The following is a 12,737-nucleotide window of genomic DNA, read 5'->3' on the forward strand; positions in this document are numbered from 1 at the left end:
TACTTATTACTTTTTGTGATGAGGGGAGCAATTTTCTTTTTTGTTTTTTGTTTAGAAAATAAAAAGAGTCTAACAATAAGATAGATACAGTGTTATCTACATACGTTGCGCTTTGCAACGGTGATTATATAACAACAAAGTAGAAGGGAGTATTTTCATGACTAAGTATATTTTTGTAACAGGCGGTGTAGTATCGTCTTTAGGAAAAGGGATTACAGCAGCATCTCTTGGAAGACTTTTAAAAAATCGTGGTTTAAACGTAACAATTCAAAAGTTTGACCCGTACATTAACGTAGACCCAGGGACAATGAGCCCATACCAACACGGTGAGGTATTCGTAACGGATGATGGCGCAGAAACAGACTTAGACCTTGGTCACTACGAGCGTTTCATTGACATTAACTTAAACAAATACAGCAACGTAACAACAGGTAAAATCTACTCTTCTGTTCTTCAAAAAGAGCGTCGTGGTGAATACTTAGGAGGAACGGTTCAGGTTATTCCTCACATTACAAATGAAATTAAAGAGCGTGTATATCGTTCAGGCCGCGAAACAAATGCGGACGTTGTTATTACAGAAATTGGGGGAACTGTTGGGGATATTGAGTCTCTACCATTCCTAGAAGCAATTCGCCAAATTAAGAGTGATATTGGCCGTGACAACGTAATGTACATTCACTGTACATTAATCCCGTACTTAAAAGCAGCGGGTGAAATGAAAACAAAACCAACGCAACATAGCGTTAAAGAACTTCGTAGCTTAGGTATTCAACCAAATATTATCGTTGTTCGTACAGAGTTACCTGTTTCTCAAGATATGAAAGACAAGCTTGCATTATTCTGTGACATCGATACAAAAGCAGTTATCGAAGCACGTGATGCTGATACATTATATGCGGTTCCATTATCTCTTCAAGAGCAAAACATGGACCAAATCGTTTGCGACCACTTAAAACTAGACAATCCAGCTGCGGATATGACAGATTGGACTGCATTAGTTGAAAAAGTACGCAACCTATCTAAGAAAACGAAAATCGCTCTTGTTGGTAAATACGTAGAGCTTCAAGATGCATATATTTCTGTTGTAGAAGCACTTCGCCATGCAGGTTATTCATTTGATACAGATGTAGAAGTAAAATGGGTAAATGCTGAGCACGTAACACCAGAAAACGTACAAGAATTAGTTGGTGACACAGATGGTATTCTTGTACCAGGTGGCTTCGGCGATCGCGGTGTAGAAGGAAAAATCGCTGCAATTCAATATGCACGTGAAAACAAAGTTCCATTCTTAGGAATTTGTTTAGGTATGCAACTTGCATCAATCGAATTCGCACGTAATGTATTAGGATTAGAAGGAGCGAACTCTTCTGAAATTAATCCTGAAACACCATATGCAATCATTGACTTATTACCAGAACAAAAAGATGTAGAAGATTTAGGTGGTACACTTCGTCTTGGTCTATATCCATGTAAGCTGTCGCCAGAAACAAATGCTTACAATGCTTATAGCGAGCCGGTTGTATATGAGCGTCATCGTCATCGCTATGAGTTCAACAACCAATTCCGTCAAGACATGGAAAACGCAGGATTCATCTTCTCTGGTACAAGCCCAGATGGTCGTTTAGTAGAAATCATTGAATTACAAGATCATCCTTGGTTCGTGGCAGCACAGTTCCATCCAGAACTTGTATCTCGTCCAAACCGTCCACAACCATTGTTCCATGATTTCGTAAAAGCTTCTATTACGAATAAAGAAAGTAAGTAAGATAAGAAAAGGCGCCCGAACTTGGGCGCCTTTTTGTTATTCATATTCGTTTATCATTTCATCAATTGTGAATTTTAATCCGTGATAAGCAAATAGAGATAAGATTAAACTTGGGAATCCATAACGATGGCCTTCATCATCTGGAATTAAGCCTTTTAGCAATCTTATATCAATATGTACATCTGTATATTGTTCTAGGGATTCGGCTCCCTCTTGCACAGCTGAAATACCAACAATGGATTGCCCTTCTTCTTGAAGTTTTTTTGCGATAGAAGTAATTTCTTCATCTGTTGAAAAACGACTGATGAGAAGTACGCGGTCTGCAGAAGTAACTTCTGCTTGCTTTCCATTTTCTATTAAGCGTTTTGCATGTTTCATTGGTTCTGCGCCATGCAGGGCTTCAGAAACAACACCCTCCATTTCATTTGTACCATGTAAATAAACAATACCATCACCAATTAAGGCTTGGGCAAGTAGACGTGCACTATCTTCTATATTCATTTCTTCTTTTTGAGAAATTCTTGTGAAATAGCCGCTCAGCTGGGTAGAAAAAATTTTTAACATTGTGATACTCCTTTCGATCGTTGTAAGGCGGCTTTTATTATAGCTTATTTTTTTCGAAAGGCGAAGTAATAGAACTAGCATAACAAAATAGGAGACGGTAAAATAAGATAGAATAGGAAGGAATTTGGTAAAGGATAGCGAAAGTAAATCGAATAAGATATAAGAAGCTTTTAATCTTGTATTTACACAGAAAGGTTGGGGGTTATGGAAGGGAAAATTTTAATCGTTGATGATCAGTATGGCATTCGTGTGTTATTGCATGAAGTGTTCAAAAAAGAAGGTTATCAAACGTTCCAAGCAGCGAATGGATTTCAAGCTTTAGATATCGTAAAAAAAGATAATCCTGATTTAGTTATTTTAGATATGAAAATTCCAGGTATGGATGGTATAGAGATTTTAAAACATGTAAAAGAAATTAATGAAGACATTAAAGTGATTTTAATGACTGCTTATGGAGAACTTGATATGATTCAAGAAGCGAAAGATTTAGGAGCTTTAATGCATTTTGCGAAGCCGTTTGATATCGATGAAATTCGTCAAGCGGTGAGAAATGAAATCGCTGTAGAAGCATAAAAAGTGAAATTTTTATAAAAAATATGGAAAAAAGCGTTTACATGGACTGATGAGCAGGTGAATACAGTTGAGTTTTTGAGTACAAGTTGTTATCCTATTGAGTGTAGAAAAAAGTCCGGTATGTAAATATACATATTTTACCTTATTCTGGTCATACTACCAGCGATAAGAACTTATCGGATACAAAAAATGTTTTTTAGGAGGATTCATCATGCCTTTAGTTTCCATGAAAGAAATGCTAAACAAAGCACTAGAAGGAAAATACGCAGTTGGTCAATTCAACATGAACAACTTAGAGTGGACTCAAGCTATCTTAGCTGCTGCGGAAGAAGAAAAATCTCCTGTAATCCTAGGTGTATCTGAGGGTGCAGCTCGTCATATGACTGGTTTCAAAACAGTTGTAGCTATGGTTAAAGCTTTAATCGAAGAAATGAACATCACTGTTCCTGTAGCGATTCATCTTGACCACGGTTCAAGTTTCGAAAAATGTAAAGAAGCAATCGATGCAGGTTTCACATCTGTAATGATCGACGCTTCTCACCACCCATTCGAAGAAAACGTTGAAACTACTAAAAAAGTAGTAGAATACGCACACGCTCGTAACGTATCTGTAGAAGCTGAGCTTGGTACAGTTGGCGGACAAGAGGACGACATCATCGCTGAAGGCGTTATCTACGCTGATCCTACAGAGTGTAAACACCTTGTTGAAGCAACAGGTATCGATTGCCTAGCTCCAGCTTTAGGTTCTGTACACGGTCCTTACAAAGGTGAGCCTAACTTAGGATTTAAAGAAATGGAAGAAGTTCGTGACTTCACTGGTGTACCTTTAGTACTTCACGGTGGTACTGGTATCCCAACTGCTGATATCGTGAAATCTATTTCTTTAGGTACTTCAAAAATCAACGTAAACACTGAGAACCAAATCGAGTTTACGAAAGCTGTTCGTGAAGTATTAAACAAAGACCAAGAAGTTTACGATCCTCGTAAATTTATCGGACCTGGCCGCGAAGCTATCAAAGCAACTGTTATTGGTAAAATGCGTGAATTCGGTTCTAACGGTAAAGCGTAAGAATAAAATTCCGTTTTGGAAACCGTCTAGTCTTTTAGGCGGTTTCCTTTAGTTGTATAATGAAAGCGTGAACATGTTGTAAGATTTCATAAATTCTTTCATGTAGGCCTGGTATGACGCGTATATAAGAGAGATTGATAAGCGTCGCTTGACGGACAGTTAGCCTTCATCTATTCGCCCGGGGACTTATCTGTTTTAAGGTGGGAGCTTACTGCTTGTTAAGTTTAGAGTGAAGAAAAATAAAAAATATTAAGAACTTTTTATTGATAGTTTGCTGAACGAATGAGATTCTTAAGGAAAGCCTTGCTTTTTTTACCAAGTAGGAGAAAGCAGAAGGTAAATACATTCACAAGAAGGGAGCTCAACATGGAAAAGTTACTGATTGAAGGTGGACGACCTTTAAACGGATCAATTCGCGTGAGTGGTGCGAAAAACAGTGCTGTTGCTCTAATTCCAGCGACGATTTTAGCTGATACTCCAGTGACCATCGGTGGTGTACCTAATATTTCAGATGTAAAAATGTTAGGAGACTTATTAGAGGAAATTGGAGGAGTTGTAACGTATGGTCAGGAGGAAGAGATGACAGTTGATCCTTCCAAAATGGTTGCGATGCCTTTACCAAATGGGAAAGTAAAAAAATTACGTGCTTCTTATTACTTGATGGGCGCTATGCTTGGTCGTTTTAAAAAAGCTGTAATTGGGCTTCCTGGTGGATGTCACTTAGGACCTAGACCAATCGATCAGCACATTAAAGGGTTTGAAGCACTAGGTGCACATGTTACAAATGAGCAAGGTGCTATTTATTTAAGAGCGGATGAACTGCGAGGAGCGCGTATTTATTTAGATGTTGTTAGTGTAGGAGCAACAATTAACATTATGCTGGCAGCTGTACGAGCAAAAGGCAGGACAGTGATTGAAAATGCTGCAAAAGAACCAGAAATTATTGATGTTGCTACATTGTTAACAAGTATGGGCGCAAGAATTAAAGGTGCTGGTACAGATGTGATTCGTATTGATGGTGTGGATTCTCTACATGGCTGTCACCATTCTATTATTCCAGATCGCATTGAAGCTGGTACGTATATGATTTTAGGAGCTGCAGCTGGTGGAGAGGTAACGGTTGATAATGTCATTCCGCAACATCTAGAATCAATTACTGCAAAGCTAAGAGAAGCTGGTGTGCAAGTGGAAACGAATGACGATCAAATTACGGTGAACGGTAATAGGAATTTGCGGATAGTTGATGTAAAAACACTTGTATATCCAGGGTTTCCGACAGATTTGCAACAACCTTTTACAACGCTACTAACAAAGGCGCATGGTACAGGAGTTGTAACAGATACAATTTATGGAGCCCGTTTTAAACATATCGATGAACTGCGCCGGATGAATGCGCAAATTAAAGTAGAAGGCCGTTCTGCTATCGTAACAGGTCCTATTGCTTTGCAAGGAGCAAAGGTAAAAGCGAGCGACTTACGAGCGGGAGCTGCACTTGTGATTGCAGGATTAATGGGTGAAGGAATTACAGAAGTTACAGGGCTCGAGCATATTGATCGAGGCTATGAAAATATAGTAGACAAGCTTAAAGGACTTGGTGCAAACATTTGGCGGGAACAAATGACGCAGCAAGAAATTGAAGAAATGAAAAATGCATAAGGTTTTATGAATCAATTGATTGCGAGTCGTGTATCACCTAGCAGAAAACTAGCTAGTGTAAAATAAAGATGAAGTGGTGGTGCTTCCGTTAATGGGGGACGAAGAATCACTACTAACGGAAGCTACACTTTACCCAGCATTAACGGGCAGTAAGTCCCTCATCTTAAGGTTAAGAGAGAAACGTGGAAGATAGGTGAGGGACAACTGTCCGTAAATGCCCGATTCGTTCAACTAACCATCGGTGGGGGGAAGAACGCCTCACCGATGGAAGTTTCACTTTATAGAAAGAAACAGTTCACAACATACGGCATAAATATTAAGACTTAAAGGAGAGGGATTATTGTGGAAAGAAGTTTATCTATGGAGTTAGTACGTGTAACGGAGGCTGCTGCATTATCATCAGCGCGTTGGATGGGACGCGGGAAAAAAGATGAGGCAGATGGCGCGGCAACATCGGCAATGCGCGATGTGTTCGATACAATTCCGATGAAAGGTACAGTTGTAATTGGCGAAGGGGAAATGGATGAAGCGCCAATGCTATACATCGGGGAAAAATTAGGTACAGGATATGGACCACGTGTCGACGTCGCTGTTGATCCGTTAGAAGGAACAAATATTGTGGCAGCTGGAGGCTGGAATGCACTCGCTGTTATTGCAATCGCGGATCATGGTAATTTGTTACATGCTCCTGACATGTACATGGATAAAATTGCGGTTGGCCCAGAAGCAGTTGGCGCAGTTGATATTGATGCGCCTATTATTGATAACTTACGCGCCGTTGCAAAGGCGAAAAATAAAGATATTGAAGATGTTGTTGCAACAGTTTTAAATCGCCCACGTCACCAAGCGATTATTGAAGAAATTCGTAAAGCTGGTGCTCGTATTAAATTGATTAATGATGGCGATGTAGCTGGAGCGATTAATACAGCATTTGATCGTACAGGCGTAGATATTCTATTTGGCTCTGGCGGTGCACCTGAAGGCGTTCTTGCCGCGGTTGCATTAAAATGCTTAGGTGGAGAAATTCACGGAAAACTTCTTCCGCAAAATGAAACTGAATTAGCACGTTGCAAAAAGATGGGTATTGAAGATATCAATCGTATCCTTCGTATGGAAGACTTAGTAAAAGGGGACGATGCGATCTTTGCGGCAACAGGTGTAACAGATGGAGAGTTATTACGTGGCGTTCAATTTAAGGGCAGCGTGGGTACAACAGAATCCCTTGTTATGCGTGCGAAATCTGGTACAGTTCGTTTCGTTGACGGACGTCATAGCTTAAGTAAAAAACCGAATTTGGTTATTAAATAAAAAGTGGAAACGGCTTGATCAGCTCTGGTTGGCTAAGGTTCTCTCGCACAAAAGGCGCTTTTTGCCTTTAGTGCGGGAGGTTCTTAGACATGAAGAGCTAGCCGTTGGAACTGGATTACAATAAAAGCGGAAGCGGCTCGCATAGAATGGGAGGGGGATGGAGCTTCTGACATAGAGGCGCTTTTTGCCTCGCAGGAAGAAGCGAAGTCACCGATCATTCTAGCTGCTGGAGCTGGATAAATAAAAACGGAAGCAGCTTGCTTAGAATGAGATAAATAGAAAAAATGGAAGCAATGTAAAAAGCGGAGACAAATTTTCTTGTCTTCGCTTCTTGTATTTGTGTTACAACGTATTGATTAAAACTAGATAAAAGGGTTACAATAGTGAATATTACTCTACTTGAACTTATTGCCTTTCATTATTATGTATTTGCCTTCCGTATTTTTTCCCTTTACCCATGTGAAAAGAGAATAACATTAAAGTGTGGTGTCTGAATGAATTTGTCAATTGCAGCATTAGAAAACATGAAATTAAAAGAGTTATATGAGCTTGCGAAAGAATTCAAGATTTCGTATTACAGCAAATTAACAAAGAAAGAGTTAATTTTTGCTATATTAAAAGCTCGAGCAGAAAAAGAAGGTTTCTTTTTCATGGAAGGTGTACTGGAAATTATTCAATCAGAAGGGTTTGGATTCCTACGTCCAATCAACTATTCTCCAAGCTCGGAAGATATTTATATTTCAGCTTCGCAAATTCGTCGTTTTGATTTGCGTAATGGGGATAAGGTTTCTGGTAAAGTACGGCCTCCTAAAGAAAATGAACGCTATTTTGGATTGCTACAAGTTGAAGCGGTAAATGGAGATGATCCAGAATCAGCAAAAGAGCGTGTGCATTTCCCTGCACTAACACCTCTATATCCAAATCGTCAAATGAAATTGGAGACAGAGCCGAAGAAACTATCGACACGCATCATGGATTTAATTGCACCAGTTGGATTTGGACAACGTGGTTTAATTGTTGCGCCTCCAAAGGCTGGTAAAACGATACTGTTAAAAGAAATTGCTCACAGTGTCACAACAAACCATCCAGAAGCTGAGTTGATTGTACTTTTAATTGATGAGCGTCCAGAAGAAGTAACAGATATTGAACGTTCCGTCAAAGGTGATGTTGTAAGTTCTACTTTCGATGAAGTGCCGGAAAATCATATTAAAGTAGCTGAGCTTGTATTAGAGCGTGCGATGCGTCTTGTTGAGCACAAAAAAGACGTTATCATTTTAATGGATAGTATTACCCGTTTAGCACGTGCTTACAACCTTGTTATTCCACCAAGTGGACGTACACTATCGGGTGGTATTGACCCAGCTGCGTTCCATAGACCGAAACGATTCTTCGGAGCTGCTCGTAACATTGAAGAGGGTGGTAGCTTAACAATTTTAGCAACAGCCCTTGTCGATACGGGTTCTCGTATGGATGATGTGATTTACGAAGAATTTAAAGGAACAGGAAATATGGAGCTTCATTTAGATCGCTCATTAGCTGAGCGTCGTATCTTCCCGGCGATTGATATTCGTCGTTCTGGAACGCGTAAAGAAGATCTATTAATTCCGAAAGAACATTTAGACAAGCTATGGGGTATTCGTAAAACAATGCGTGATACACCAGACTTTGTTGAAGGGTTCTTACGTAAACTTCGTCAAACAAAAACAAATGAAGAATTTTTACAAAACATTGTTGCAGATTCTAAAAGATATGTAACAACGAAGTAAAGGGATACGGTGATGACTCGCTTATTTTATACTAAGCGAGTTTTTTCATGCCTTTTTTGAGAGGGAATTCGAGCTGAATAATCAGTTTGCGATTTTAGAGTAGCTAGTTTTGTTGGCAAGAATGGTCGGTGGCTTCGCGTCTTCCTGCGAGGCAAAAAGCGCCTCTGCGTCAGAAGCTCCATCCCCCTCCCATTCTGTGCGAGCCGCTTCCACTTTTAATTTATAAAAAGACAAAAACAGGTAGTTGCAAAATGAAGTTAGCCTTGTTATAATTTCATCATATGTGTTTCATCATTATAGTTGTATTTGCAGCTAAAGATGAAAAACTCTGTTTCGAAAATGATTCAGGGCGGAAGGAGATGAAAAGAATGAAAGCAGGAATTCATCCGGATTACAAGAAAGTTGTATTCATGGACACAAACACAGGCTTCAAATTCTTAAGCGGATCTACTAAAGGATCTAGCGAAACGGTTGAGTGGGAAGATGGAAACACTTATCCATTACTAAAAGTTGAGATCAGTTCTGATTCTCACCCATTCTATACTGGACGTCAGAAGTTTGCTACTGCAGACGGACGTGTTGACCGCTTCAACAAGAAATACGGTCTTAAGTAATAAAAAACATAAAACAGGCAAGTGTATCTATTCGCTTGTCTGTTTTTTTTGCGAAAATATTAAACCTTTACCCTACTTTGGATAAGAAAAGTAGATGAAAGGAGAGCTCAATGTACTTAATAAATCAAAACGGTTGGATTGAAGTGATTTGCGGGAGTATGTTTTCTGGAAAATCAGAAGAGCTCATCCGCCGTGTACGCCGTACACAATTTGCAAAGCAACAGGCAATTGTATTTAAACCATGTATTGATAACCGTTATAGTGAAGAAGATGTTGTATCACATAATGGATTAAAGGTAAAAGCAGTTCCTGTTTCAGCTTCAAAAGATATCTTTAACCATATAACAGAAGAAATGGATGTTATTGCAATTGATGAGGTGCAATTCTTTGATGGGGACATTGTGGAAGTGGTGCAAATATTGGCAAATCGTGGCTATCGTGTCATTGTAGCCGGTTTAGACCAAGATTTCCGTGGTCTACCATTTGGACAAGTTCCTCAGCTGATGGCGATTGCCGAATATGTAACAAAGCTGCAAGCAGTTTGTTCTGTATGCGGATCTCCAGCAAGCCGTACACAACGTTTAATTGATGGAGAACCAGCTTCATTTGATGATCCAATCATTTTAGTTGGAGCTTCAGAATCGTATGAACCTCGTTGTCGTCATTGTCATGCTGTACCTACAAAACAAAGATAAGTGAAACTCGCTACATAGAGCGGGTTTTTTTCGAAGATAGATGAAGAGTGGTGGAGGTCGTCTGGACTTTTAAGATATATCTAGCTACGCCTCTTAGACCCTTGCGTCTAATAACCTTCCCCACAAGAAGGTAAAAAGCACCTTCTGTGGGAAAGAACCTTAGTCACCGGGTCTAAACAGTCGGCTGCGCTTTTAATTATATCTAGCTTCAGCGGCAAGAATGGTCGGTGGCTTCGCTTCTTCCTGTGAGGCAAAGAACGCCTCTAAGTCAGAAGCTCCATCCCCCTCCCATTCTGTGCGTGCCACCTACGCTTTTAAATGATATCTAGTTCCGGTGGCAAGCTCTTCGCGTCTAATAACCTCCCGCACTAAAGGTAAAAAGCACCTTTTGTGCGAGAGAACCTTAGCCGGTCAGAGCTGAGCGAGCCACCTCCACTTTTAAATATAATTTGCGTTTTTTTGATTAAGTACCATATACTAATTGTATTAGATACTAGGATGTAGAGGTGAATGATGTGTTAGATCGTTTGCAAGCTGTAGAAGATCGTTATGAGAAGTTAAATGAGTTGTTAAGTGATCCAGAGATTATTAGTGATTCGAATAAGCTTCGTGAGTATTCAAAGGAACAATCTGATATGCAACAAACGGTAGAGGTGTACCGTGAGTATAAAGATGTTCGTGAGCAATTACGTGATGCAAAGGCAATGTTAGAAGATAAGTTAGATGCTGACATGCGTGAAATGGTAAAGGAAGAAGTTTCTGAGTTAGAGGGACAAGAGAAGGAATTGTCAGAGCGTCTGAAAATTTTACTTGTTCCGAAAGACCCGAATGATGATAAAAACGTTATCGTGGAGGTTCGTGGAGCTGCTGGTGGCGATGAGGCTGCTTTATTTGCTGGTGATTTATACCGTATGTATAGCCGTTATGCTGAGGTGCAAGGTTGGAAAACTGAAATTATCGAAGCGAGCTATACAGAGTTAGGTGGATATAAAGAGATTATCTTTATGATCAACGGTAAAGGCGCTTTCGCAAAGCTGAAATTTGAAAATGGTGCACACCGCGTACAACGTGTTCCGGAAACGGAATCTGGAGGACGTATCCATACTTCTACAGCAACTGTAGCTGTATTACCGGAAGCGGAAGAAGTAGAAATCGATATTCATGAAAAAGATGTTCGTGTTGATACGTTTGCTTCTAGTGGTCCTGGAGGACAAAGTGTTAATACAACGATGTCAGCGGTACGTTTAACACATTTACCGACTGGTGTAGTTGTGTCTTGTCAGGATGAAAAGTCACAAATTAAGAACAAAGAAAAAGCAATGAAAGTATTACGTGCGCGTGTTTATGATAAGTTTAGACAAGAAGCGCAAGCTGAGTACGATCAAAACCGTAAACAAGCTGTTGGTACGGGAGACCGTTCAGAGCGTATTCGTACGTATAACTTCCCGCAAAACCGTGTTACAGACCATCGAATCGGTTTAACGATTCAGAAGCTAGATCAAATCTTACAAGGTAAGTTAGATGATTTCATCAATGCCTTAGTGATGGAAGATCAGGCGCAAAAGATGGAGGCAGCTGAGTAATGCGTGTCTATGAAGCCCTGAAATGGGCTTCTTCTTTTTTACAAGAAAATGGGCGAGATGCAAATGCGGGAGAAATTGTCCTTTGTCATGTATTAAAGACGAATCGAACAGGCTTAATGATGAACATGCGTGAAGAGATGTCTGAGGAACAAGAAAAAACTTTTACAGAATTTATCCACAAACATGCGGATGGAATTCCTGTTCAATATATGATGGGTTATGAAATGTTTTATGGTCGTTCATTTTTTGTAAATGAAGAAGTACTAATCCCAAGGCCAGAAACAGAAGAACTTATAGTAGGCGTGTTAGAGAGAGTTCAGCGCAAGTTTGATAAGCAAGAACTACATGTAGCTGATATTGGAACTGGAAGCGGGGCAATTTCAATTACGCTCGCTTTAGAAAATCAAAACCTTCATGTGTATACAGTAGATATTGCGCAGGAATCTATTGAAGTTGCGAAAGAAAATGCGAAAACATTAGACGCAAATGTAACGTTCTATCATGGGGATTTATTATCACCATTTTATGAAACGGGGCAGAAATTAGATGTTGTTGTTTCAAATCCTCCATACATCCCAGAAGAAGACTGGAGAGGCCTTTCTTCGGTTGTGAAAGAGCACGAACCGAAGCGTGCACTTGTTGGTGGAGAAGATGGACTAGATTTTTATCGTCGTTTTATGGAAGAATTGCCAAATGTATTACAAAATAAAGCGATTGTTGCTTTTGAAGTAGGTGTAGGGCAAGGTGAAGATGTAAAAGGATTATTACAGCAAACATTTCCACATGCTTTTGTAGAAGTTGTTTTTGATATTAATGGAAAAGATCGTATGGTATTTGCAGAAATGGAGTAAGGGTTAACTTTACTCCATTTTTTTATATAAATCCATTGTGACTTTTCAACATATAAGTCGCTGCCACGAAGCACAAAAGTTGACCTGCTCTCGTTTCCTCTCTCTGTTTTAACTTGGCATGGGGCAGGAAAAAGCTCTGACCGCTTCTATGCATAACTGGATGCACAAAAGAAATATTTTATGTAGGTTGTTCAGTTTTGGTTTTTCAATTTGTATTTACATATCCTTGAAAGTTTTTCTATAGATTGAGAATTTAATAGTTTAGAAAGAAGAAAATGTGTCTACACTGTTTA

General features: G+C 39.6%; 11 protein-coding genes. 10 read left to right on the forward strand and 1 reads right to left on the reverse strand.

What is annotated here, in order from left to right; translation table 11 throughout:
- Positions 1-157: 157 nt before the first annotated feature.
- Positions 158-1,765 (forward strand): CTP synthase, encoded by a 1,608-nt coding sequence (gene pyrG / locus AZF08_RS12025; protein ID WP_033673373.1) that lies wholly within the window; start codon positions 158-160, stop codon positions 1,763-1,765.
- Between the two features lie 36 nt (positions 1,766-1,801).
- On the opposite strand, the gene AZF08_RS12030 is transcribed toward pyrG, so the two are convergent.
- Positions 1,802-2,329 (reverse strand): DUF2529 domain-containing protein, encoded by a 528-nt coding sequence (locus AZF08_RS12030; protein WP_033673372.1) that lies wholly within the window; start codon positions 2,327-2,329, stop codon positions 1,802-1,804.
- A 204-nt stretch (positions 2,330-2,533) separates the two neighbouring features.
- Between AZF08_RS12030 and spo0F the strand changes: the two genes are divergently transcribed.
- From spo0F to prmC, 9 genes are all read left to right on the forward strand, one after another.
- Entirely contained in the window at positions 2,534-2,902 is a 369-nt protein-coding gene (gene spo0F / locus AZF08_RS12035) for a sporulation initiation phosphotransferase Spo0F (protein ID WP_033673371.1), read from the forward strand.
- Positions 2,903-3,113: 211 nt separating this feature from the next.
- Positions 3,114-3,971, forward strand: a complete 858-nt coding sequence (locus tag AZF08_RS12040; protein ID WP_033673369.1) for a class II fructose-bisphosphate aldolase — start codon at positions 3,114-3,116, stop codon at positions 3,969-3,971.
- A gap of 366 nt (positions 3,972-4,337) precedes the next feature.
- On the forward strand, positions 4,338-5,627 hold the full coding sequence (gene murA, locus AZF08_RS12045) for a UDP-N-acetylglucosamine 1-carboxyvinyltransferase (protein WP_033673368.1): 1,290 nt from the start codon (positions 4,338-4,340) through the stop codon (positions 5,625-5,627).
- Between the two features lie 342 nt (positions 5,628-5,969).
- On the forward strand, positions 5,970-6,935 hold the full coding sequence (glpX, locus tag AZF08_RS12050; RefSeq protein ID WP_033673367.1) for a class II fructose-bisphosphatase: 966 nt from the start codon (positions 5,970-5,972) through the stop codon (positions 6,933-6,935).
- A gap of 494 nt (positions 6,936-7,429) precedes the next feature.
- Complete coding sequence (gene rho, locus AZF08_RS12055) at positions 7,430-8,701, forward strand: transcription termination factor Rho (RefSeq protein ID WP_033673365.1); 1,272 nt, start codon at positions 7,430-7,432, stop codon at positions 8,699-8,701.
- Positions 8,702-9,069: 368 nt separating this feature from the next.
- Positions 9,070-9,315 (forward strand): type B 50S ribosomal protein L31, encoded by a 246-nt coding sequence (locus AZF08_RS12060; protein WP_000643436.1) that lies wholly within the window; start codon positions 9,070-9,072, stop codon positions 9,313-9,315.
- Positions 9,316-9,425: 110 nt separating this feature from the next.
- On the forward strand, positions 9,426-10,010 hold the full coding sequence (locus AZF08_RS12065; protein WP_033673364.1) for a thymidine kinase: 585 nt from the start codon (positions 9,426-9,428) through the stop codon (positions 10,008-10,010).
- Positions 10,011-10,525: 515 nt separating this feature from the next.
- A complete protein-coding gene (gene prfA, locus AZF08_RS12070; RefSeq protein ID WP_033673363.1) occupies positions 10,526-11,593 on the forward strand; it encodes a peptide chain release factor 1 in 1,068 nt (355 codons plus the stop codon).
- Entirely contained in the window at positions 11,593-12,444 is an 852-nt protein-coding gene (prmC, locus tag AZF08_RS12075; protein WP_033673362.1) for a peptide chain release factor N(5)-glutamine methyltransferase, read from the forward strand. The genes prfA and prmC overlap by 1 nt, the downstream gene beginning before the upstream one ends.
- Positions 12,445-12,737 lie beyond the last annotated feature (293 nt).

The organism is Bacillus gaemokensis, from assembly GCF_001590835.1.
Lineage (GTDB): Bacteria > Bacillota > Bacilli > Bacillales > Bacillaceae_G > Bacillus_A > Bacillus_A gaemokensis.

Bases quoted from the DNA above. Each gene is read 5' to 3' on its own strand.
- prmC (WP_033673362.1), top strand. From the start codon at position 11,593: ATGCGTGTCTATGAAGCCCTGAAATGGGCTTCTTCTTTTTTACAAGAA.
- AZF08_RS12065 (WP_033673364.1), top strand. From the start codon at position 9,426: ATGTACTTAATAAATCAAAACGGTTGGATTGAAGTGATTTGCGGGAGT.
- spo0F (WP_033673371.1), top strand. From the start codon at position 2,534: ATGGAAGGGAAAATTTTAATCGTTGATGATCAGTATGGCATTCGTGTG.
- AZF08_RS12030 (WP_033673372.1), bottom strand. From the start codon at position 2,329: ATGTTAAAAATTTTTTCTACCCAGCTGAGCGGCTATTTCACAAGAATT.
- pyrG (WP_033673373.1), top strand. From the start codon at position 158: ATGACTAAGTATATTTTTGTAACAGGCGGTGTAGTATCGTCTTTAGGA.
- murA (WP_033673368.1), top strand. From the start codon at position 4,338: ATGGAAAAGTTACTGATTGAAGGTGGACGACCTTTAAACGGATCAATT.
- rho (WP_033673365.1), top strand. From the start codon at position 7,430: ATGAATTTGTCAATTGCAGCATTAGAAAACATGAAATTAAAAGAGTTA.
- AZF08_RS12060 (WP_000643436.1), top strand. From the start codon at position 9,070: ATGAAAGCAGGAATTCATCCGGATTACAAGAAAGTTGTATTCATGGAC.
- AZF08_RS12040 (WP_033673369.1), top strand. From the start codon at position 3,114: ATGCCTTTAGTTTCCATGAAAGAAATGCTAAACAAAGCACTAGAAGGA.